This is a genomic window from Roseivirga seohaensis (assembly GCF_001592945.1).
Lineage (GTDB): Bacteria > Bacteroidota > Bacteroidia > Cytophagales > Cyclobacteriaceae > Roseivirga > Roseivirga seohaensis.
In genome coordinates this window covers 112,986-137,242 of sequence record NZ_LRPB01000047.1, presented here as the reverse complement: position 1 = coordinate 137,242, position 24,257 = coordinate 112,986, and the positions used below count along the sequence as shown (strand labels likewise).

General features: G+C 39.8%; 20 protein-coding genes and 1 other RNA gene. 11 read left to right on the top strand and 10 right to left on the bottom strand.

Features of this window, described 5'->3' with window-relative positions; all coding sequences use genetic code 11:
• Positions 1-249: 249 nt before the first annotated feature.
• The 5 genes from ilvN to AWW67_RS14005 form a co-directional block, all read right to left on the bottom strand.
• On the bottom strand, positions 250-753 hold the full coding sequence (ilvN, locus tag AWW67_RS14025) for an acetolactate synthase small subunit (protein WP_062302518.1): 504 nt from the start codon (positions 751-753) through the stop codon (positions 250-252).
• 1 nt (position 754) lies between these two features.
• Positions 755-2,482, bottom strand: a complete 1,728-nt coding sequence (gene ilvB / locus AWW67_RS14020) for a biosynthetic-type acetolactate synthase large subunit (RefSeq protein ID WP_260311466.1) — start codon at positions 2,480-2,482, stop codon at positions 755-757.
• Between the two features lies 1 nt (position 2,483).
• Positions 2,484-4,157, bottom strand: coding sequence for a dihydroxy-acid dehydratase (gene ilvD, locus AWW67_RS14015; protein ID WP_062302516.1), 1,674 nt, complete (start codon positions 4,155-4,157; stop codon positions 2,484-2,486).
• Positions 4,157-5,050, bottom strand: coding sequence for a branched-chain amino acid transaminase (locus tag AWW67_RS14010; protein WP_260311465.1), 894 nt, complete (start codon positions 5,048-5,050; stop codon positions 4,157-4,159). Before AWW67_RS14010 ends, ilvD begins: the two co-directional genes overlap by 1 nt.
• A 534-nt stretch (positions 5,051-5,584) precedes the next feature.
• Positions 5,585-6,298 carry a YciI family protein gene (locus AWW67_RS14005; protein ID WP_176700060.1) on the bottom strand — a complete coding sequence of 238 codons (714 nt, stop codon included), beginning with the start codon at positions 6,296-6,298 and terminating at the stop codon, positions 5,585-5,587.
• 734 nt (positions 6,299-7,032) lie between these two features.
• Between AWW67_RS14005 and AWW67_RS14000 the strand changes: the two genes are divergently transcribed.
• The 8 genes from AWW67_RS14000 (at position 7,033) to AWW67_RS13965 (ending at position 17,476) form a co-directional block, all read left to right on the top strand.
• Positions 7,033-10,215, top strand: a complete 3,183-nt coding sequence (locus AWW67_RS14000) for a WD40/YVTN/BNR-like repeat-containing protein (protein ID WP_062302512.1) — start codon at positions 7,033-7,035, stop codon at positions 10,213-10,215.
• A 55-nt stretch (positions 10,216-10,270) separates the two neighbouring features.
• Positions 10,271-10,786, top strand: coding sequence for a hypothetical protein (locus AWW67_RS13995; protein WP_062302511.1), 516 nt, complete (start codon positions 10,271-10,273; stop codon positions 10,784-10,786).
• Positions 10,787-10,805: 19 nt separating this feature from the next.
• Positions 10,806-11,273, top strand: coding sequence for a hypothetical protein (locus tag AWW67_RS13990; RefSeq protein WP_062302509.1), 468 nt, complete (start codon positions 10,806-10,808; stop codon positions 11,271-11,273).
• Positions 11,274-11,402: 129 nt separating this feature from the next.
• Positions 11,403-11,942, top strand: coding sequence for a hypothetical protein (locus AWW67_RS13985; protein ID WP_062302508.1), 540 nt, complete (start codon positions 11,403-11,405; stop codon positions 11,940-11,942).
• Between the two features lie 310 nt (positions 11,943-12,252).
• A complete protein-coding gene (locus AWW67_RS13980) occupies positions 12,253-13,104 on the top strand; it encodes a DUF5694 domain-containing protein (protein ID WP_062302506.1) in 852 nt (283 codons plus the stop codon).
• 222 nt (positions 13,105-13,326) lie between these two features.
• Positions 13,327-15,393 carry a M48 family metalloprotease gene (locus AWW67_RS13975; protein WP_062302505.1) on the top strand — a complete coding sequence of 689 codons (2,067 nt, stop codon included), beginning with the start codon at positions 13,327-13,329 and terminating at the stop codon, positions 15,391-15,393.
• Between the two features lie 35 nt (positions 15,394-15,428).
• The gene (locus AWW67_RS13970) at positions 15,429-16,526 is read left to right on the top strand and encodes an MBL fold metallo-hydrolase (protein WP_062302504.1); all 1,098 of its coding nucleotides are present in this window, start codon (positions 15,429-15,431) and stop codon (positions 16,524-16,526) included.
• Positions 16,527-16,600: 74 nt separating this feature from the next.
• Positions 16,601-17,476 (top strand): DUF2279 domain-containing protein, encoded by an 876-nt coding sequence (locus tag AWW67_RS13965; protein ID WP_062302502.1) that lies wholly within the window; start codon positions 16,601-16,603, stop codon positions 17,474-17,476.
• On the opposite strand, the gene AWW67_RS13960 is transcribed toward AWW67_RS13965, so the two are convergent.
• The 4 genes from AWW67_RS13960 to AWW67_RS13945 are packed head-to-tail and all read right to left on the bottom strand — an operon-like array spanning position 17,436 to position 20,235.
• On the bottom strand, positions 17,436-18,296 hold the full coding sequence (locus AWW67_RS13960) for a hypothetical protein (protein ID WP_062302501.1): 861 nt from the start codon (positions 18,294-18,296) through the stop codon (positions 17,436-17,438). The two genes, AWW67_RS13965 and AWW67_RS13960, sit on opposite strands and share 41 nt — an antisense overlap.
• Positions 18,297-18,298: 2 nt before the next feature.
• Complete coding sequence (locus tag AWW67_RS13955) at positions 18,299-18,658, bottom strand: GntR family transcriptional regulator (protein ID WP_062302499.1); 360 nt, start codon at positions 18,656-18,658, stop codon at positions 18,299-18,301.
• 1 nt (position 18,659) lies between these two features.
• On the bottom strand, positions 18,660-19,406 hold the full coding sequence (locus AWW67_RS13950; protein WP_141655465.1) for a hypothetical protein: 747 nt from the start codon (positions 19,404-19,406) through the stop codon (positions 18,660-18,662).
• A complete protein-coding gene (locus AWW67_RS13945; RefSeq protein ID WP_062302496.1) occupies positions 19,399-20,235 on the bottom strand; it encodes an ABC transporter ATP-binding protein in 837 nt (278 codons plus the stop codon). Before AWW67_RS13945 ends, AWW67_RS13950 begins: the two co-directional genes overlap by 8 nt.
• A 224-nt stretch (positions 20,236-20,459) precedes the next feature.
• Here AWW67_RS13945 and AWW67_RS13940 point away from each other — a divergent pair, with 224 nt between their 5' ends.
• The 3 genes from AWW67_RS13940 to AWW67_RS13930 all read left to right on the top strand — a co-directional run bounded on the left by AWW67_RS13940 (position 20,460) and on the right by AWW67_RS13930 (position 22,981).
• Positions 20,460-21,326 carry a hypothetical protein gene (locus AWW67_RS13940; protein WP_062302495.1) on the top strand — a complete coding sequence of 289 codons (867 nt, stop codon included), beginning with the start codon at positions 20,460-20,462 and terminating at the stop codon, positions 21,324-21,326.
• A 36-nt stretch (positions 21,327-21,362) separates the two neighbouring features.
• Positions 21,363-21,697: RNase P RNA component class A (gene rnpB, locus AWW67_RS13935), an RNA gene on the top strand.
• A gap of 129 nt (positions 21,698-21,826) precedes the next feature.
• Entirely contained in the window at positions 21,827-22,981 is a 1,155-nt protein-coding gene (locus tag AWW67_RS13930; protein WP_062302494.1) for a sigma-54-dependent transcriptional regulator, read from the top strand.
• A 232-nt stretch (positions 22,982-23,213) separates the two neighbouring features.
• On the opposite strand, the gene AWW67_RS13925 is transcribed toward AWW67_RS13930, so the two are convergent.
• Positions 23,214-24,203, bottom strand: a complete 990-nt coding sequence (locus AWW67_RS13925) for a LuxE/PaaK family acyltransferase (RefSeq protein WP_062302492.1) — start codon at positions 24,201-24,203, stop codon at positions 23,214-23,216.
• Between the last annotated feature and the right edge of the window lie 54 nt (positions 24,204-24,257).

Below are 24,257 nucleotides of genomic sequence, written 5' to 3'. Positions count from 1 at the left end.
ATTGTTTTTAGTGTTTCTAATTTTGTTTAAATCTTTCTCCTACTTCTATGCCCGTCATTGCGAGGAAGTAGACTTGTCGATAGACAAGGTTACGACTGGGGCAATCTGTCGAGACTGCCGCGCTCTTTATCTCCCTTTGGTCGAAAAAGAACTCGCAGTGATGGTTCAGTACACAGTCCCTTCGAACCGTCATTGCGAGAAATTAAGCTTTGATAAAAGCTTGATGACGAAGCAATCCCATCGCTCAATCTAAATCCCTTCCAACTCCCCCATCGGCTTAGTTACTGAAACTCGCCCTGAACGGACAAACTCCAGCACACCATAAGGACTTAGAAAATCAAGCAATTCCTGCGTTTCTTCTTTATGCCCTGTTTTCTCAATTATCATGAAATCCGATTCCACAGAAAGTATCCGAGCATTGTTATCCCGAATGAGCTTTTCCACCAGATTTCCTTCTGAAATCGACCTTGTGGATATTTTATACAAAGCGATTTCTTGAAATACCGTATCACTATCGGTATGGTACACCGCCTTCATTACCTCCACTTGCTTTTCAAGTTGAAGCACGAGTTTCTTCACCTGAGCCTCGGTGGTTTTTACTACAATGGTAAACCGATAAATCCCTGAACTCTCTGATTCAGAGCTATTAATACTATCAATATTTAAATGCCGTCTGGTCAGTATAGAAGTGATGCGGTTCAATAACCCAACACTGTTTTCTGAGAAAATTGAAAGTGTATATGCTTGTTTCATATTATTCTAATCTGATTTCTGACACCGAAGCGCCCGTGGGCACCATCGGAAATACATTGTCTTCTTTGCCCACATGTACCTCTAACAAATAACTTCCATTATGTGATAGCATTTCCATGACCGCAGTTTTCAAGTCATCTCTTTCAGAAATGGACTTTCCATCAATCCCATAACCTTTGGCTATGGCCACAAAATCAGGGTTTTCCATTTCGGTAGAAGAATATCGTTTGTCGAAGAAGAGCTGTTGCCATTGGCGCACCATGCCCAAGAAAGAGTTATTTAGAATGATAATTTTAACAGCCGCTTTGGTCTGAAAGATGGTTCCCAATTCTTGAATGGTCATTTGAAAACCACCATCGCCAATAACCGCAATAACCTCACGTTCTGGCACACCCAGTTTAGCACCCAAAGCCGCTGGTAAACAGAAACCCATTGTTCCTAAACCACCAGAAGTGATATTGCTTTTACTCTGTTTGAAATGGGTATACCTGGTGGCTACCATTTGATGTTGCCCCACATCTGTCACCAAAACCGCATTGCCATCGGTTTGTAAGTTCACCTGATGAATTACTTCTCCCATAGAAATTGGGCCAGAAGTAGGTCTTAAATCATGTTCGATGACTTTGGTTTGCTCCACTCCTGTCAATGCTTCGAATTCTTTCAACCAACCTTGATGAGAGCGCTCATATACCAGAGGAATTAGCGCTTGTAAACTTTCCTTGCAATCGCCCAGTACAGCTATATCGGCCTGCACATTCTTATTGATTTCGGCTGGATCTATATCAAAATGAATCACCTTGGCTTGCTTGGCATAACGGTTTAGGTCACCAGTAACGCGGTCGTCAAAGCGCATTCCTATGGCAATCAAAACATCACATTCATTAGTCAGCACATTCGGAGCATAATTGCCGTGCATTCCCAACATTCCTACATGCAAAGGATGGTCTGACGGAAGCGCGGAAAGTCCTAAAAGTGTAGATGCAGCAGGTAAATTGGCTTTTTCAATCAGTTGTTTAAATTCATTTTCAGCATTGCCCAAAATCACCCCCTGTCCAAAAACCACTAATGGCTTCTTGGCTGAATTAATCAAGTCAGCAGCATCTTCTACTTGTTTTAAGTTCAAAGCTGGAACAGGTGTATAGCTCCTAATCTGCTTGCATTTACGATACGCGAAATCAAACATTTCGAATTGCGCATCCTTGGTAATGTCAATCAAAACTGGGCCAGATCGACCAGAGCGAGCAATGTAAAAGGCACGTGAAAGTGCTTCTGGCAATTGTTCGGCTTTAGTTACTTGATAGTTCCATTTGGTGGCTGGCATGGAAATACTGATGATGTCAATTTCTTGAAAAGCATCTGTGCCCAATAAATGCGACCCAACTTGCCCGGTAATACATACCAAGGGAGTAGAATCAATCATCGCATCTGCAATTCCAGTAATCAAATTGGTAGCGCCAGGACCAGAGGTGGCGAGCACCACACCTACTTTTCCTGTTACGCGGGCATAACCTTGAGCTGCATGAATGGCACCTTGCTCATGCCTAGTTAAGACATGTCTAACTTGTTCTTGATAATGATAAAGGGCATCATAAACGGGCATAATTGCACCGCCAGGATAGCCAAAAATCAAATCAACTTCTTCTGCAATAAATGACCTGAGCACTGCATCTGCGCCCGAAGTACGCATTGTTTCCTTAACTGGTGGAGTAAGTGTAGCTTCTAAATACATATCATTGATCGGTTATGCAGCCTTCTGATGCAGAGGCTACGGCTTTGGCATATTTATACAAGGCTCCCCGGCTCACTTTTAAGGCCGGGGCTTTCCATTCCGCTTTCCTTTGGGTAATTTCTTCGGAAGGAATGTCCAATGAAATTCTATTCTGAATGGCATCGATAGTAATTGGGTCGCCATCTCGAACCACGGCAATGGTACCGCCTTCTTGAGCTTCTGGGGTAACGTGCCCTACCACAAAACCATGACTTCCTCCGGAAAATCGGCCATCGGTAATCAATGCCACAGAATTACCCAAGCCAGCGCCCATAATGGCTGCAGTTGGCTTAAGCATTTCAGGCATTCCCGGGCCGCCTTTTGGTCCTTCGTACCGAATAACCACTACATGCCCCGCTTTTACTTTTCCTCGCCTAATTCCTTGAATCGCCAAAAATTCGTTATCGAAAACAATGGCTTTACCTTCAAATCTTTCACCCTCTTTCCCTGTGATTTTCGCTACAGCACCTTCTTCAGCCAGATTCCCGAAAAGCATCTGTAAGTGGCCTTGGGGCTTTATTGGATTTTCAGTTGGACGGATTACTTGCTGACCTGAACTCAATGAGTGAACATCGGCCAAGTTCTCTGCTACGGTTTTGCCCGTTACTGTCATGCAATCTCCATGAAGCATACCTTTTTCAAGCATATATTTCATGACTGCAGGTACTCCACCTACTTGGAAAAGGTCTTCCATCAGATATTTACCACTAGGTTTTAAGTCACCCAAAAGCGGAGTAGAATCAGATAGTCTTTGGAAATCAGCCAGTGTCAAATCAACATCAATGCTCTTAGCTATGGCCAATAAATGCATTACGGCATTGGTTGATCCGCCCAAAACAATCACCACCCGAATGGCATTTTCAAATGATTTTTTGGTCATGATGTCTTTAGGTTTCAAATCCAGTTCGAGAAGGTTCTTAATGGCTTTGCCAATGGCCTCGCATTCCTGATTTTTTACATCACTTACCGCAGGGTTTGAAGAGCTGAAAGGTAATGACATTCCTAAAGCTTCTATGGCAGACGACATGGTGTTGGCCGTATACATTCCACCACAAGCACCTGCTCCGGGACATGAATTTTTGATTACGCCTTTGTAGTCTTCGTCTGATATATTCCCTGAAAAACGTTCTCCCAATGCTTCAAATGAAGAAACAATATTCAGCTTCTTGTCTTTGTAGCAGCCCGAAGCAATGGTGCCTCCATAAAGCATAATCGAGGGGCGGTTCAATCTGGCCATGGCAATCACCGAGCCCGGCATGTTTTTGTCACAGCCAGCTACTGCAATTATGGCATCGTAATAATGCGCACCAGCCACTGCTTCGATGGAATCGGCAATTATTTCTCTGGAAACCAGCGAATAGCGCATGCCTTCGGTGCCGTTTGCAATGCCGTCACTCACTCCAATGGTATGATAAATGAGGCCTACCAAATCATTGTCCCAAACGCTTACTTTCACTTGTTGAGCCAGTTGATTCAAGTGCATATTGCAAGTGTTGCCATCATAACCCATGCTCACAATTCCCACTTGCGCTTTTTTCATGTCCGCTTCCGACAAACCCACACCGTAAAGCATGGCTTGCGAAGCTGGTTGAGTTTCATCTTGCGTAAGTCGCTTACTATATTTATTCAGTTCCATCAGGTATTTACTAATTGTGTTTTTGAAGACTGACGTACTAAGTTTTGATAAACTTTGGCCACTTGATAACCAATGGTTTCTTCCCAAGGCAAGCGAAAAGGGTTCCCATCCAATAGACCAATTCCAGCAACTTCTACTGCAGTTCCTGTAAAGAAAGCGCCATCGGTTCCTTTTACTTTCTCTGGGGGGAAATAGGCTTCAACCACCTCATAGCCTAAATCTCTAGCTATGTCCATGGCTGTTTCTCTTGTTATTCCTGGAAGAATATTCCCCAATGGCGGTGTGTAGAGCACTTTATCTTGTTCAAAGAAGAAATTCGCTCCACTACCCTCTGCTACAGATCCATTCTCATCCAGAAGTAAAGCCTCATCAAAACCTTTGCGTTTGGCTTCGGTAGTGGCTAAAATGGAATTGGTATAATGCCCTGTAACTTTGGCGGCAACTGGCACCGAACGAGGGTTTGGTCTTTCGTAAGAAGAGACCATTACATTTAGGCTCTTATCACCTAAATATTTACCCCATTCCCAAGCACAAAGAAACAGATGAGATTCCTCAACGGTGCCCAGTGTCATGTTCTCACCCAAATAAATTAAGGGACGGATATAGGCATCTGTCAGGTGATTTCTCTCTAATAATTCATAAGTCAGCTCCGTTAATTCCTCAACCGAATAATTACAAGGAATATGCATTGAAGCTGCTGAGGTCAATAGCCTTTCATAGTGTGCTTCCGCTTTGAATACAGCAGGCGATCCGTGTACATCATAAGCACGAATACCTTCAAAGACACCACTTCCGTAGTGCATACTTTGACTATATAAACTAGCGCTGGCCTCTGAGGCTTTCAGCCATTGGCCATCTAAAAAAACTGTGGTATTTGATCCGTAATACATCATTTTATGGTTTAAAATTATCTTGGCTATTTTTTACTTTGATTATGAATTTCTCTGCTTCTACAATCTCAATGCACTCTCTTTGTTTTTGATAAATACTGTAAATCAATACTTTACATTAATTCAGCTTACAACTTCAACATCCTTCTTTCTGACCGTTTTTAGCAACTGATTTTGACATTTGGACATTAAAAAAGCCTTTCTCACTGGGTGAAAAAGGCTTCTAATGCATTGACAATAGTATCCTATTTCACCCCGTCTGGGTGGTAATAATGACTACTGTAATAATGGCTGTGTACTTTAACATCTAATCTTAATTCTTTAAATTCTAACATATCCTGAAACAAGTTCAGGAAGACACTTGAGGACATAAAAAAAGCCTTTCCGGTTGGGAAAGGCTCTCGATATTTTAAACTACACCATCCCCTCCCATCATGTTTTCACGACAGTAATAATTTGGGTGATAATAATAGTGTTTGTTCTCATTGTTGACCCAAAGGAAAGTAGATTGTTTTTCTAATCAAAGAATTTTTAAATTCAATTTTCACAAAACACACCTTTAGGGAAATAAATCTGACTGTGCTCATAAGTCATTAAACCCTTTTTCACCAGCTCATGGGCGGCAAAATCAGCTTCCATTCCTCCTTCAATATCAGACTGATAAAAAATCAATTGGCCTTCATTATCATTGAGATTTAAAGCGCCTATGATGGTATTCTGCCCATTTTTCTTGGAAACGGATTTGATTAAATTTTCAGTGAAACGGTTGGTTTTAACAGCAGCAATGTCTTCATTTTCCTTATTAGGTTTGTACCGAACAAAATAATAGTTCATTGCCATTTCTACATCGGCTTCATTTTTATCCCAAAGTGTACAGAGTGTTTTATTTACAGCATTGTGCGGAATTGGGTCAACAGCGAAAACCTCCAAAATATAGCGATCGGCAGCAATGGCAGGGTCTGAATTGAGAATGGCTTTTGTTTCTTCCACATTAGTATCAAATAAGAAAACACCCCCGCCCGTAAAAAAAGGTCCAGCCGCAATCATCTTCCTCTCCTTAACCAAGCGGTTGATATTATTCATATGCCCAGTTTGTAAAGAGTCTACAGCAGCCTTAGATATTTCAGCTTTGTTCGGGTTAGTATTCAGAAAAACGAAAGTGTATCGCCCATTTCCATATTGCGCTGAGAGCAAGAATGACAAGGAAAAAAGAAAGGCTGAAAATAAAATACGTGTCATAGTGTGTTTCATAAATACCTTCTAATATAAGTGCTTATTTATAGCTGTTCATACTGTTCAAGATATCAAAGGTAATTTTTTTTAAAAAACTATGATGCGAAAAGTAGGCCGATAGATCGCTTCGCTCTTGCAGTCTCTAGCAAGCAGCTTACTTAATTTGAAATTAAGATTGCTTCACGTAAAATATACCTCAAATAGCATCAGCAGGTTCGCAACGCTTGCGCTGAAGCTACAGCGAAGGAGCAATGACGGGTAACGCAGGTATGTTCGGTTAATAACAGTCTCAATCACACTTTATTCCTGAATCAAAACCACCGCAAACGCCCAATCGGAGTGTCACTGCGAGGCACAGCCCATGCAATAGCAATGGACTGTAACGAAGCAGTCTCTAGCAAGCAGCTTACTTAATTTGAAATTGAGATTGCTTCACGTATATACCTCAACTCCGAATAGCATCAGCAGGTTCGCAATGACGTACCCCCATTCCTTCGCGCTTCTTTGTGTGCTTTGCGGTAAAATCAAACCATCTTGGGTTGCTGAAAAAGACCTCTACGAGGTGACTTAAATAGTAAACTTCTGCGCTTATTATTTAAAACTAATTATTACAATAATTTCATTTATACATATTTACACATGTTGATTATTTAATATTAAAGAGTTTCAAGTACCAAATCTCCCACCAGTAAACTTTAAGCAGTTCATCCTAATAATATTTTCTATCTTTTGCTGAAGAAACAACCACAACTATGCGTACCAACAAATTCATTCTCTTAGCCTTACTTTTTATCGCTCCGCTATTTATTTCAGCTCAAGCCAGCCTAGATGACCAATTCGGATCACAACGCTTTCGCTTTATTGGCCCAGAAGGCAACCGAGCAATCGCCATCGCGGGCGAACCGGGCAATCCAATGGTCAATTACATTGGTGCCGCTTCTGGCGGACTATGGAAAACCGAGAATGGCGGGCTTAACTGGAGACCAATCTTCGATGACCAAGACATTTCATCCATCGGTTCTGTAGCCTTAGCCCCTACCGACCCCAAGCAAGTTTGGGTAGGAACAGGTGAGACTTTCATCATTCGCCCAGCTCATGCTATGGGCAATGGTATTTACTTTTCACCAGATGCTGGGAAAACTTGGGAGCATAAAGGCTTAGAAAAAACTGGCCGTATCGGTCGAGTGATTGTTCACCCCACCAATGCCAACGTCATTTATGCCGCATCTTTAGGGCATACCTACGGCCCACAACAAGAGCGTGGCATTTACCGCAGTAAAAACGGTGGCAACACTTGGGAACGTATTCTTTTCATTGATGAAAACACAGGCGCATCTGACTTAGCCATCGACCCCAAGAATCCAAATATTCTGTATGCCGCCATGTGGTCGGTGCATATTAACTCATGGGGTTTGAACAGTGGTGGCCAAGGCGGTGGAATTTACCGCTCAATGGATGGTGGTGACACCTGGGAGCCGATGAACTTAAAAGGTCTTCCTGAAGGAGAAAAAAGACCTGTGGGGAAAACCGCAGTTGCCGTTTCTTATAGCAATCCAAATGTGGTTTACGCCCTATTTGAAATCAACAGCCCAGAGCTTTGGAGATCGGATAACAAAGGCGAAACATGGGCTTTGATGAGTCAAGACCATGACTGGAACGAGCGAGCGCCTTATTATACCCGTATTGCAGTGGGCACTGGAAATCCAGATGAAGTTTACTCGCTGAGTGTGCGTTTTGTGCAATCACTAGATGGTGGAAAGACAAGAGAAAGAAGACCTCCGAGCGGTGGTGGTGACAATCACGACATGTGGATTGACCCAACCAACCCAGATAGAATGATGGTGGCTCACGATGGTGGTGCAAGTATCACTTTAGACCATGGCCGCTCATTCCAACGTGTGGTATTACCGATTGCACAGATGTATCACGTTTCTGTAGATGAACAAATTCCTTACAATGTATTCGGAAACAGACAAGATGGCTGGTCCTACATGGGGCCGAGCAATTCACTACAAGGCTACATTCCTTTGGGATTATGGAAAGGTGTGGGAGGTTGCGAAAGTGGCTTCGCTAAGCCAGATCCGAATGATAATAATATTGTTTGGTCGGGTTGTTATGACGGTGGTTTGGAAAGGCATGATTTACGCACTGGCTACTCCAGAGAAGTGCGGGTTTGGCCAGAAGCAGGTTATGGCTGGGCACCAAAAGACATGAAATACCGCTGGCATTGGAATTTCCCTTTGAGTTTTTCAACCCACGTAAAGCACAGGGTTTATGTGGGAAGTCAGTTTGTACACCAATCTGACGATGGTGGTCAGAGCTGGCAAATCATCAGTCCGGATTTGACATTGAATGATAAAAGCCATCAAGAGAGTTCTGGTGGAGTGGCCATTGACAACCTCATGACTTTTGACGGTTCCACCCTATTTGCAATTGAAGAATCGCCTTTAGAGGCAGGTTTAATTTGGGTAGGAACGAATGACGGCCAAGTGCAATTGACCCGTGATGCCGGTAAGAACTGGACGAACCTTACCGCCAATATCAAAGGCTTGCCCGCTTGGGGCACCATTGCCAATATTCATCCATCCAAATATAAGGCTGGTACAGCTTACATTTCGGTTGATCTTCACCAAATGGGCGATTTCGACCCCTACATTTATAAAACAGCCGATTATGGAAAGACTTGGACGAAAATATCGGATGGAATTCCAAAGTCAGAATCGAGCTTTGTGCATGTAGTGAAGGAAGACCCTAAAAAAGAAGGAATGCTTTACGCGGGCATCGACAAGGGGATTTACATCAGCCATAACGATGGAAAAACATGGGCCAGATTAAGAAACAACCTACCTCCTGCACCGGTGTATTGGATGGAAGTACAAGAACGTTTTGACGATTTGGTAGTGGGTACTTATGGCCGTGGTTATTACATTTTAGATGATTTAGGGGCTATCCGCAATGCAGACAAATTGGGCAATGAACCACAGATTTTTGAAATGCGCGATACTTACCGTTTCAACTCAAGAGAAAGCATTAAAACTGATGGACCAAGCAATAACTCGGGGCAAAATCCTCCTGATGGAGCAATCATCAATTACTATTTACCAGAGAAACATCAAGGAAAGTTAACGGTAGAAATTCAGTCGATGGATGGTGATGTGATACGCACTTTGCCCGCTTCGACTAATGCTGGTGTAAACCGCATGGTTTGGAACCTCAGGTACGAATCTACTTACCGTCCACGGCTGAGAACACAGCCTCCTGGTCGCCCTTGGGTGCAATTAAATGGTGAAGGCTGGCGTCCGCTCACCACTTGGGATTTGGACTTGAATGCTGGTCAGTTAGGCCCAAGAGTAGTGCCCGGTAAATACAAAGCGGTGCTTAAATTGATGGACAATAATGATAACCTACAGAAAGAAATCACGCAAGAATTCAACGTATTGAAAGACCCTCACTCGGAAGGCACTATTGCCGATATTCAAGCTCAAGTGGACTTTTCTTTACAACTGCGTGATGCCATGAACATAGCAGTCAGCAGTATCAATGCAGTGGAGATTTTGCGTAGCGAACTAGAGGCCATTATTGCTGAAGAAAGCGATAAGAAAATTCAGAAAGAGGCCATTCGCTTAAAAGCCATTGCGGAAGAGATTGCCAGCAAGCTATACGACATCCATTTAACAGGAGCACGTGAAGATGCCTTCCGTTCTCCGATGAAACTTTATGGCCGTTTAAGTGCCTTAGCCAGCGACATTAATGGCAGCGGCATCGACTTCCGACCTACCAACCAACAAGGAGAAGTTTCTGAAATTTTGAATGAACGCTTGCAAAATGCTGTAAAGCAGTTCGAGCAAATCAAGGAAAACGATATCGAGAAATTCAATAAAGCCCTTGAGAAGAAGAATAGAACTTTGACGATTGAGAAGACTGGGGGGAGGTAGTTATTGGTTAAGAGAGATTAGTTATCAGTTATCAGTTATTAGGTCGAACTAGTTTATGAGGAAGAAGTTCTTTACCCATTATGATTTAAAGGAATTGAAATCGCAACTCCGTTTGATGATTGAAGTTGAAGCCGAAGATAACTTTCTTACACATTTTAGACAGACAATGTTGTTCAAAAATGAAGAGATGGTTTCCGGAAATATAAAAAATGATTCTTTCAAGTTGTGGATACATGAACAAGGCAGACTAGGTTTAACAGGTGTTTTCTACCCAGTAGTTAGAGGAAAATTAAATCCTTTAAGTCAAGGGACTGAAATAAAGATCAATTCAAAAATGAATTCAATTGGAAGAGCTATTTTTCTTTCAATAACCGCAGCAATGGCATATGGGGTTTTGCAAAGTATTGTCATCCAAGAAAATAATGAATTACAATACCTTATTCCAAGAGCCTTAATGGGGATGCTCCTACTTGGATTAATGTGTACTGTTCCATTGGTTATTAATTTAAAGACTTCTGGCCTAATCAAGAAATATTTAGTTGATGAGTTAAAGCCTAGCCATCAGCGTTAAATTTAAATAAACACTAAACTTGAACCACCACTTTTTAGATAGAACGAATAACTTTTCAAAACCAAGTGTTTGGTTTGGTAGAGCATTCATTGCATTAATTCTGATCATTCAATTGTTCATATGGGAGTTTGAAGCGCCATATGAATACATTCGGTACATCTTGACAATCATTATTTTACTAGCCACTGTATTAGCACGAAAAGCAGATATTGCTGTGGATCGAGAATATTTCTATTTTCTAAACACCTCAATCCTACCCCAACTATCCAAAACCAGAAAATTCAAAATTAGCGAACTTACTTCAATCAGAGGTAGATCATATGACTCCTCGTTTCTGGCATTCTATTATAGAAAATCGTTACAAGGATTAGACTACGGAATAGAGATGACCTTTAAAGATGAAGCATCTGATAGTCTTGATGTGAACATTTATAAAATAGAATTAGAAAGAATATTAAGCAAGGTTCGTGAATTGATGACCGCTTAAGAAACTAACCGATTCCATGTTTCTTCATCCTCTTCTATATCACTCGCTAATACGAGCTCCAAATAATTCTGTCTTGTATATTCATCAATAATTATGGAATTTTCGATTTCATAATACAATCTAAAATTCATGAAATTAATCAGTCTTATTTCGTTTTTAGTTCTTTTACAAAACTTAGGGATTAGCCAAAACGCAGTGGATAGCATTTCATTTAATTCTATCAAGCTCGGTCAGCACATTTCTGAATACGAAAACAATTTTTACTATATATCTGGTAATGAAGCTATTTATCAAAGAGATTCATCTCTAAGAAATAGCATACTTAACAACATTAAAAACGAAATACGCGAAGGCATTTATAGAGGCAATACTCTTAACACGATAAATCAGATACCTGCTTCAAAAACTACATTTTTCTTTTATCAGGGAAAACTCTTTAAGATAAGATGGGATTTCAGAAAAAGTGATTTCGATGAATTCGAAGCAGTTAGCAAAAGCTTGAATTCATATCTACTAAAGACTCTTGGGGAAATCACGGGAAAAGATTTTGGCTTAATGCTATTTTGGGAGGGAAGAAATAACTATTTACAGAGTTTCGCAGATACAGATTTATTTCAAATAGAATTCAGAAACAAGGACACCCATTCAATTGTAACCCAGCTCAATTAACTTGCAAGAGCTTTCACCTCTTTCCAATCCAAACCCATAAAGCCTAGAGACATAGTGTTTCGATAAAAGCCATATTTTGCTAATCATTCGCCCTGAAAGGGCGCAATAATATAACGAAGGGTGAAGCCCTTCGGAAAGCATAACCCAATCGTTTTTAAAGTCCTGAAGGGACGAGATAAATCATCCTTCAACTTCTTTGGTGTTTTGTTTTGTTACGCTTCCCAACTTTAATACCCCATATGATTGATTCATAAATCACTTTTCTTCATCTTCCGCGCAAAATTCAGATAAGATCAAATTCCCGAATTTTATGCACAAAACAACTACCCTATTATTGTCTTTGCTATTTATAGCACTGATGGGCTGCGACCAAAAGAAAACTATTGAAAAACAGCCCGAAGGAACACATGAAACCTCAGATAAAATCAAAGTGCTGAATGTGGCCACCTTCCATTTTGGTTATACCACAGATGCCAACAAAGTGGATTTTGACGAAGAGGACCGTAAAACACAGGAAGAAATTCGTGCCCTTTCTAAAATGTTGGCAGAGTTTAAACCCACCATTATTTGCATAGAAAACCATCCTCAATATGATGCAGAAATCAATCGGGTATATCAGGAATACTTAAATGATCCATCTCAATTGAACACCAATTATGGAGAGAGAAGTATGGTGGCTTTTGATGTAGCTAGACTCAATAATGTAGCTCAGTTGTATGGAATCGATAGTTATATGGATTACAATTACCTGATCGGAGAGCAGATGGTCAATACCATCGACTCAGCCACTTATAGAGACTATATGAACAACCCGTTCAAAGATTCTCCGGAATTGGCTGAGCTTGACAAAAATTTTGACAACCTACCACTGTTAGAAAAATTGAGGTTTTATAACCATCCAAAAGTTCTTGATTTCAATATCAACATCAATGCAGATAATCTGCTCTATGTAGGTACTGAAGATGGTTTTGAAGGTGCAGACGAAGCCGCTAAATTCTATCAAAGAAATCTGAGAATTTACTCAAACCTCAACCGAATCCCGATGACTAAAAATGACAGGGTTTTTATTCTTATGGGAGCGGCTCATGCTTCGTTTTTAAGGGAATTACTTGAGAGAAGCCCTAAATTCGAAATGGTAAATACACTTGATTATTTAAAATGATTAAGAGCTTATACATAGTAAACCATTCTGATCGACTTTTCAGTTTTCCTTGATAAATACCCAATAGAGGATAGTTAAACAGCCTATACTAAGCTTAGATGATTTTTATACTTTTTCATATGCATTTTTCAATCTGCAATATTTGCTGATTAAGTAGGATAGCACCCTTCTTTTTAGCAAATTTCATTCGTAATCAAATCATACCTTGCTAATACATTATCTATGTCTATAAGTCAAATTCAACCATCCTTGGAATTTAAATCTCAAGCCAAAAAAGCTATTTTTTCAATAGTGTTTTTTGCTATTGCTTATGCACTTCTACTGACATTCGCGGTGGGTTTAACCGTTCTGTGTATTTACGCTGGTATATATCTAGTAACTGCACTACCCGGACTTGTAACTCTAGCCTTAGGTATTGGAGTAGCTAGCTCAGGGCTATTTATCTTAATGTTTTTGTTAAAGTTTATTTTTAAGTCACACACAATAGATCGCTCGCATCTGGTGGAAATAAACCGAAAAGATGAACCCGAGCTATTTAGTATGATTGAAGAAATTGTAACAGAAGTAGGAACAGATTTCCCAAAGAAGGTCTATCTCTCTGGAGATGTGAACGCTTCTGTTTTCTATGACTCCAGTTTTTGGAGTATGTTTTTCCCCATTAGAAAAAATCTTCAAATCGGCTTGGGCTTAATCAATACCATATCTAAAATAGAATTGAAAGCCATATTGGCTCACGAATTCGGACATTTTTCACAAAAAACAATGAAACTAGGAAGTTATGTGTATAATGTTAACCATGTAATTTATAACCTACTCTACGATAATGATTCTTACGATAACCTCATCCAAAAATGGGCTAACATTAGTAGCTATTTCTCAATTTTTGTTGTAGTAGCAGTCAAAATTATTGCTGCTATTCAATGGTGTTTAAGAAAGCTATATGATGTGGTAAACCGAAATTATTTAGGTTTATCCAGAGAAATGGAGTTCCAAGCTGACGAAATTGCTGCTTACATTACGGGATATAAACCCTTGGCTAATGCCCTGCTGAGAATGTCATTATCTGAACATGCATTTAACTCCGTACTTAGTTTTTATGATGAGCGAGTTGAACAAAATGTAAAAACCAATAACATTTACAGAGAACACCTTTATGTTGTCCAGCTCTTGGCTAATCGAAGCAATATCCCTCAGACTAATGGACTCCCACTAGTCCCTTTGGAAGAGTTGAACAGGTATAATAAATCAAAATTAGTAATAGAGGATCAATGGTCGTCCCACCCTAGTACAGAAGACAGAGTTGAAAAACTCAAACTGACTGGAATCGAATTCAATAATGAAGAGTTCATCCCTGCTATGAATATATTTAAAAACAGCTCATTCATAGAAGAGACGATGACTAATAAGATATTCAGCAATGTAAAATACCCTTCCGAGCCATCTTTAATAGATATTAACGAGTTTAAAACTCAATTTCAAAATGATTTTTATTCTAATTCCTTTCCTGAAATATTTAACGGTTACTACGATAGTAAGAGTCCAAAAAGGTATAATTCCATACCTCTAGATTCATTAGAAAACACTGTACCAATTGAATCTCTATTTTCAGATTATAATGTAGGTTTGATTTATAAAGAAATTGCTATTCGCAATGATATTGAGGTACTAAAACAAATTAATGACAAGAGCTTAAAAATTAAGACTTTTGATTATGACGGTAAAAAGTACAGCCGAAAAGAGGTGAAATCGTTATTACCAAAAATTCAAAATGATTTAAAATCATTGAATGATAAAATAGAATTAAATGACAAGGCTATTTATCTATTTTTCAATAAATTAAGTAAGGAGCAGAACACTACTTCACACTTGATTTCTCTTTATGAAGAGTTCGAAATTTTTGACAAAGAATTTGATACTAAATATGAACTATACACACAACTAAGTGGGCTACTTAACTTCACCTATGAAACACTACCTTTTGAAAAAATATTAGAAAACTTCCAACACATTAAACCAATTGAAGAAAAACTCAAAAATGCAATTAAAGATTTATTGACTAGTAAGCATTACAAAGAAGAAATAACACCTGAATTAAAAGAAAAACTGGAGTTATACCTCTCTAAAAACTGGGAATACTTTGGTCGTGAAAAATACTTGGATTACAATTTAACTGTGTTGTTTACAGCATTAAATAATTATGCTTACCTGCTATCTCGGGGCTACTTTTTAATAAAGAAAAATTTACTAACATATCAGTTGGATCTAGTTACAAGGTCGATGATTACATAACAAGCCTAACTTAGAAATTAAACGATCGTTACCCTATGCTCTTTCTTATTGTTCTTGCTGCCTTAATTATTGCCTTTCTGCTCTTTCTCAATTTCAATCCACAATTTGGAGGCAAGATTACACAAGCTCACAAAGTTCGTTATGCTCAATCCAAACAATGGGATGGCAAGAAGTTCGTGAATGCTACACTTACCGAAATGGATATGAGTTTAGCTTCATTACCAGGCTTGCTCAAAGAACAATTTACCGATAGGTACTTACGAAGCCCCAAACACCCCATTCCTGTACTTCCTTTTAATAATAAAGTGTGGCATAGTGACTTGGCTAAGCCCAAATTTGTATGGTATGGGCATTCGGTAGTATTGCTGCAATTAGACGGAAAGAACATCCTTATCGACCCGATGTTTGGCCCAGACACTTCCCCTATTGCGCCTTTCAAAACCAAACGGTTTAGCGAAAACACTTTAGCCATCATCGATCAATTACCACAGCTTGACGCTATACTGCTTACGCATGACCATTACGACCACCTTGATTTGGCGAGCATTAAAAAATTGAAATCAAAAGTGAGTACTTGGTTTGTGGCTTTGGGTGTAGCGCGGCATTTAGAAGCTTGGGGTGTTCCAAGCAATAAAATCACTGAATTCGATTGGTGGGATGATATTGAATTCGAAGGAATTTCCATAACCTTTACTCCTTCTCGTCACTTCTCTGGCCGTGGCTTAACCGACAGGGCCAAATCGTTTTGGGGGGGCTGGGTTTTTAAAACGCCAACACATTCCATATACTGGACAGGCGATAGCGGTGAAAGCGATCACTTTAAAATGGTAGGCGAAAAATTTGGCCCCTTTGATTGGGCTTTTGTGGAATGCGGCCAATACAACAAGCGATGGCATGCCATTCACATGTTCCCTGAAGAAGCGGTTCAAGCGGCATTAGATTCTAAATCAAATATCATGATACCTGTACACTGGGCTGGTTTTCCGTTGTCTTTGCACACATGGAAAGACCCTATTGAACGCTGTATGGCAGAAGCTAAAATCAAAGCACAGAAAACATGTACACCTCAAATCGGGCAAATCGTTACAATGGGCGAAGAAGCGACAGGAGAATGGTGGAAAACACTTGAGTAGGCTAGCCACCAAATCCCTTTAAGCTTTCTTACAAAAAAACACCCCTGAAACTCAATTCGTTTTACCTTTGCCTCATGCGCTTGACTGCCCTTTTCCTACTTTCATTTCTGCTCACGGCAAAAGTGCGTGCCTACCAAAATGATAGCATCCCAAATAAACGGCTAAACACTGTTCTGACGGTGAGTGGCGCTACATATGGAGCAACATTAATCGGGCTCAGTCAGGTGTGGTATAAAGAGCAAGGCTTGGAAAGGTTCAAGTTTTTCAATGACAATGCCGAATGGCATCAGGTAGATAAATTTGGACATTTCTATTCTACCTATCAGTTTTCGCGCATTGGTGATGGCCTTTTGCAATGGGCTGGTGTTGAAGAGAAAAAAGCTGCTTTTTGGGCAAGTGTGGCTGGAACTGGTTTACTTCTCCCTATCGAAATACTGGACGGATTTTCACCTGATTTCGGTTTTTCTTATGGCGACATGATCGCCAATACGGCTGGTTCTGCCTTCTTCCTAGGGCAAGATTTACTATGGAACGAGCAACGTATAAAACCCAAGTTCTCCTTTCACCGAACCGACTTAGCTCAGCAAAGCCGACACCTTTTAGGCAATGGGCTGGCAGAAGAACTTATTAAGGATTACAATGGCCAAACCTATTGGTTCAGTATAGATATTCATGCTTTTGCAAAGCAGTCTAATTTTCCAAAATGGCTGAACTTGGGTCTTGGTTTTGGAGCAGAGGACATGATCCGCGCCAGAGTTGTCCAAAACGATCAAGCTGGTTTTTCCAGCTACCGTCAGCTTTACTTGGGTTTAGATTTAGACCTTTCTTACATTAAAACCGATAAGAAATGGCTCAAAACACTGCTCTTTATCTTAGATGGAATTCACATACCTGCCCCAGCATTCGAGTTTAATTCGAAGAAGTCGAAGATGCATTGGTTTTTTTATTGAAGTCGGTGTAATAGCGTGAGAATTTCTTGCCGTAAACTGTTTCAATAGACATTTGAGGGTAACTGAGCGCAGCTTCATCCTCGATCTCATAATCCGTCAGTCTGACCTCACTTTCAAAGATTCTCAGCATGGCGTTTCCAGAAAGCCTGACGTCAGAATTAAGTGATACTTCTTTTACATCTTTAACTAATTCACGGTACATCCATTGCAAAGTCACACTTGAAAAATCTTCAGATTTCACAATTAACTTTTCAAAACTCAACCAATTGGTTCTTGCACTTGCTTCATCGCTCGTTTTCATGGTAAAGTGCCCCAAGTTAAAAGAAGAATCTGTAGAATAGTCCTTCTTAGAATTCAGTGAAATCGTGCTTTTTCCAGAAATATCGACACTGCTTAATCCGATTAAGTTAATTCTAATCGGCCGAATAGATGACTCTATTCTTTTTACTTCCCTAAAGAACAAGGTGTCATTTTTAATTTCAATTCTACTCAAAAGCTCCTTATCATCATAAACAGGATAATATTGTGTCATCAGCATCTCATTAGGTGCTAATTTGGCCTTTATCTCTTCGGTCTTTATTTCATCGGCAGAGAACCACAGCATATCACCAGCCAATTCAGGATCATCACCAATATAGGCAGACAGGTGCCAGCCATCTTCAACTACTAAATGCTTAAATGGAGCTTCAAAAGGAACATAATGAACTTCATCTTTCATTCCTCTATTATGATTTGAGGAAAGCATGTAAAAACACAAATACGCAACTACAGTGAAGATAAACCCAAAGAAAAGTGTGAGCACCAATTTAGAAGCTTTCATAATTATGATTTTCGGTTGTTAAACAATTCAACTATTTCGTCAATGGACATGTCCAGTACATCCATTTTATCAAAGATTTGAGGTAAGTCTTGGGTCAAAAATTCAGCTTTCTTAAGACCTTTGGCCTTCGCACAGCCATTCTTCTCTACAAAATACCCCACTCCTCTTTTGTTATAAATAATCTCAGATTCTTGAAGGTGGGTATAAGCGCGCATTACAGTATTCGGGTTTACCTCTAACTCCACAGCCAAGTCACGTACAGAAGGAATTCTTTCGTCTTCTTTCCATTGCTTCCTGATAATCATAGAAAGCATGATATCAGCGATTTGAAGGAATATGGATTTGTTAACTTCGAATTCCATCTTAAGCCTCTTTTTCCTTTAATTTCAAAAATGCCAACAGCCAGAAAACTAGGCCAACTGGAATTGTTAAAAAGTGCCAGTTATAGACCAGTGAACTATAGAAGATTTTATTCATTGCCAGTTCATCAGTTCCTTTTGAGTAATCAAAATTTAACCAAGCAACGTAGAATATTAGAGCTATCACGGCCGCAATCAATAACGCCCACAATATTAGTTTCATTAAAGGAGCCCTTTGAAAACTGGCTGCACCAAAGAGAAATATGGCTTGTATGAAAAAGTAAACCATATAGTCTAAACCATAGGGTGCTATATTGAAACTAAAAGGCATAAAAAAGGCTTGAGAAATATTATTCAAAACACCATTCACGATAACTGAAAACAGCCAATAGCTTAGTAAAAAGAACGATGGATAAACCAAAGTGGTAAGTAAAACCTCGCTACTAAACTTCTCTGAATTACTGGCTGGAATCATTAAGTAATCAATAGTTCCTTGCTTAGAGCGAAATCGAATAAAGCTACTACCAGTGAAAATAAAACCTGAAATATAGAGTGACAGAACAAACAAGTATTCATGTAGACTGAAGACCATATCATTGTAGTAAACATCCATATTCCAGTATATCACTATAAATAATATGGCAAAGCACAAACCAATGCAGGCAGTATAGAGCATTCGTTTTAGGTTGAGGTGAAGTGTAAGCTTTACTAAGCTGCTTAACCTTTGTAGACTAATCGTTGAATTATTCATGAGCTGTTGTTTTGAATTTTTCAGGATGAGCAACAATTCCAGAAAAGAGTAACTCTAAATCAATTTTGGATTCCAGATGTTCTTGTGACCGAACAATGGCTCTTCCGTTACCTAAACCCCTTTCATGGTATAGCCATTGGGTAGAATCTGGAACGTTATCGGTGGACACAAAATCATATTGGTTAGAAATGTCTTCCGTGCTCTTATTGAAAATAATAGCGCCATTATTAAGCACCAAAACCCTGTCAATCAGATTTCCCAAATCCCGCACCTGATGGGTAGAAATAAGAATAAGTTTGTCATCAGTCATACTGGAGGCCACCAATTTTCGAAATACGCTTTTCGAAGGAATATCCAGACCATTTGTCGGTTCGTCAAATACCAATAGCGAACAACCAGAAGCCAGACCGAATGAAATGTAGAATTGCTTCTTCTGACCGTAGGATAAGTTTTTAAGGTTCTCAGATGAATCGATACCGAAACTGGTCATGTTTGAAGCAAATGCCTCATGATCGAATTTGGGATAGAATGGTGCATAAAGCGCCACATGCTTGTCCATTCGAAGGTTAGACTCTTCAATTTCTTCGGGCAGAAAATAAACATTGCTTAAAAACTGAGGACTACGTTTTGAAGGAGTCTCCCCTAGCATTTGGCATTCACCAGCTTTGGGATAAAGCAAACCTGTGAGTATTTTAATGAGACTGGTTTTGCCCGCTCCATTCTTCCCCAATAAGCCAACAATATTCCCTTGACCCAACTCAAGATTGAGTTCATGAAATAGCTCCTTTTTCTTGGCGTAATGAAATGATAAGTTCTTAACTGAGATCATATTTTAGTGTATTATACAACTAGTACACTGCAACAATAATAGAAATAATTATTCTTTGCAACAGGAACTCCAAAAATTTTCAAAATAATTAAACCCATAAAGTCTACTATGAACTTCTATAAAATCAATTCCATCCACTTACGCATTGATATAAATAATTTAAGCGTAGCGTAATATATTCGATGAAATATGAGTTACTTAAACATCAGCCTTCATAAACCATCATGAAAACTCTGAAATACGGCTTGCTTTTACTCTCTATGGCCTGCATATCATGTCGCCAAGATCCAGGAGAACTCCCCTCTCCAAAATATGATTTGGAAGTAGCCACAGAAATTATTGCCGAGTTTATTGATGATGACATTGAGAAAATAGTACTTTCACAACTCTTCAACTTTACGCTTACACGTGGCGTGGCCGCAGGCTCCCAAACCCATGAATTAAACAACCCTTATGAGTTCCGAACCCGTTGCGCAGTGAAAACAACAACCAACAACAACACCCAAGTGATTATCGATTTTGGGGCGGGCTGTAGAGATGAAATGGGGAGGTTCAGGGCTGGAATAGTAACCGCCAACCTCTTCGAACGAAAAGAGAATGTTTTTGGAAGAGTAGAAATTACATTAGAAAACTACCAATACGAAAGTGTACTCGTGTCAGGCAATAGAACAATAATAAACAATAGAGATACGCACAGACAATATGCTGAAATTCAATCAACAGTTAATAATGGTATTTTAACCTTTGATGATCTCAGCACTTATTCTTACAATTCTGAAAGAAACACCACATGGGACTTTACAGACATCACTGAAACCGAATTTTACTTTGTTACGGAATTTCAAAAAACGGGTTTGAATAGAAATAATGTGAGCTTTGAGAGCAACTCGTTTACTCATATCACCTACAACTCCAATTGCTTTAAAACAGGAATTGGCCAAATGACGGGTGGGCAATTCAGAATAAGTAGTGAAGGGGTAAACAAAACCATTGAGTTTAAACCTCAACACTGTAGTCCACAAGCCTTTGTTGCAGTAGGCGATGCAGCACCTTACACCATGGACTTAAGCGAATTGTTTATTAACCATTAAAAGGTCAATTCGCAATACTTCCCTACCTTTGCTGCCGATACAAGCCACCTTATCGCTGCGATTAGAGTAATCGAAATCGGAGAGGAAAGTCCGGGCACCATAGGGAAGCATAGCGGCTAACGGCCGTCATCCACCATAGCTTTAGCGAAGGTGGAGAGGACAAGTGCAACAGAAAGTATGTACAGGTAATGCTGTAGTGAAACCAGGTAAACTCTATGCGGTGAAATGTCACATATACCTGCTTTTGAGGGTTCCCGCCCAATGCAGGAGGGTAGGCAGATGGACCCCGCCAGTAATGACGGGGCTAGATAAATGATAAGGGCCTTGACCTAGTTGAGGAACAGAACCCGGCTTATCGGCTTGTATCTTTTTTTATTCTTTGGTTTATATAGGCAATCCGCGTATAATTCCATTTGAGTTCTAAGCAGAAACATTAATTTCGCTTATTGTTGGCACGAAGAGTGTCAATCTATTTTTCCAAAACACTAATCCACCAGAAAATGGCAAAGATTCTAATCATCGATGACGAACAAAGTATCCGCAGCACCCTGCGCGAAATTCTTGAATATGAAAACTACACCATCGATGAAGCCAAAGACGGCCAGGAAGGTTTAGAAAAACTGATTGCCGACAAATACGACATTGCACTTTGCGATGTTAAAATGCCTAAAATGGACGGAATCGAACTTTTGGAGCGTGTTCAGATGGCAGGCATCGACACCCAGTTCATTATGATTTCGGCACATGGCACTATTGAAACGGCCGTGGACGCTACCAAAATGGGGGCTTTTGATTTTGTTCCGAAGCCCCCAGATTTGAACCGCCTTTTACTTACGGTAAAGAATGCGCTAGAGAAATCATCTTTAGTAACAGAAACCAAAACTCTCAAAAAGCGACTTTCCAAAAAGTATGAGATGGTGGGCGAATCCACTGCTTTGAAAGACATCATTGAAATGATGGACAAGGTAGGCCCAACCGATGCCCGCGTTTTGATTACCGGCCCTAACGGAACAGGAAAGGAGTTGGTAGCTCACGGAATTCATGAAAGAAGTAATCGCGCAAAAGCACCATTTGTAGAAGTCAACTGTGCTGCCATACCTTCTGAATTGATTGAAAGTGAATTGTTTGGGCATGAAAAAGGATCATTTACTTCTGCTATCAAACAGCGCATTGGCAAATTTGAACAGGCCAATGACGGCACGCTTTTCTTGGATGAAATTGGCGATATGAGTCTTTCGGCACAAGCCAAAGTATTACGTGCTTTGCAAGAGCACAGAATTAACCGTGTAGGCGGTGATAAGGACATCAATGTGAATGTTCGTGTATTGGCGGCCACCAACAAAGACTTAAAAAAGGAAATTGCTGAAGGCCGTTTTAGGGAAGATTTGTATCACAGGCTTGGGGTAATCTTGATTCAAGTACCTGCCTTGAAAGACAGAAAAGAAGACATTCCGCTTTTAGTAGATAAATTCCTACAAGACATTGCTAACGAATATGGCAACAAAAAGAAGGCAATTGAAGATAAAGCAATCGAGGAACTTCAAAAATACGACTGGTCAGGAAACATTCGAGAGTTACGCAATGTAACCGAGCGTTTAATCATTATGGCTGGTGATGTGATTGGTGCTGAAGATGTGAAAAAGTATCTGATTTAATCAGAAACGCGCTTTCTTCACGTCTTTATTATACTCCATGTCGGCTTTAGTATAGGCTGGGCATGGACGCTGCGCACAAGACGAGATGCCTAAGATTACAACAGCTAACAAAAGGGCTACTAATTTAAAGTTCTTCATCACACAATTTTGAAATAACAAATTTAGAAAAAATCGAAGTTTTCAATAGTAAATTCTCAATTTTCAATCAAAACGGATTGAAGTAGATTATATTTTAGCCCACCATTAGGTTACAACCGCGAACATCGGAATTATCGAGCCTTCCAAGCACCTCAAATGTGCCGTCAGGATGAACCCTGCCCAAGTCTTTGGTTTCAATAAAAGAACAACTGTGAAGATTGGCCAAGTCGATGATGTTAATGCCACCACTTCGCACTTGATTTGTTACGGTAAGCGGATCGTTGATGTCCCTCGTAAGCAGCTTCATCGTATAGCCGCAGCGAAAAATTCCATTTCCTTGAGAATAGCCTTGCGATAACAACTCTGTCATTCCATACTCAGAATGAATATGTTGTACACCAAAGCCCGGCTTCAATATTTCATGCACTTCATCTCTTACCAATTCCTCTCTCCTGCCCTTCATTCCACCAGTTTCCATCACAATTAGTTCAGGAAAATCAATTTGAAACTGCTCAACAAAATCAAGCAAGCCAAAAGTGACTCCTAATAAAATCGTCTTTCTACCTTCATTTTTACATCTCAAAAGCGTGTCGTATAGTTCTTTTGAATTATTAAGGAAGAAGCCAGAAGATGGGTCTGTCGAAATTTGAATAAACCTGTTGGCCATAGCCACCAAGCTAGAATTACTCCTTTCTAAATAAGAAGGAAGCAAAGCCAAAACCGTATAATCCTTTACTTCACCATAGGTTTTAGCAAAAATCTGTTCGGCTATTTTCAAATAGAATTGTTCATCGGCCACCCAATGTTTACTAGTTATTTGGCCAGTGGTGCCGCTGCTTTCATAACAAATACCCGACTGCCAATTGCCAGTTTTAATAGTATGGATTTTGAAGAATTCAATAGGTAAAAAAGGGATTTGTTCAAGCTTTGTCACCAACTCAGGAGATACACCTAGGCAATTAACAAAAGCAGAATAAACAGGATTCATTTCGTATTGAGCCTTAAAAATATCTAAGGCCAGTGCATCAAATGAGTTTTCATTGACAGAAAAAACTCGCTCATATAAACTTTTCAGAGAATCCATTCGTTAATCAGTCGGCTCTTGATAGAGCTTTAGGGCAAATATGCCTATAATTGT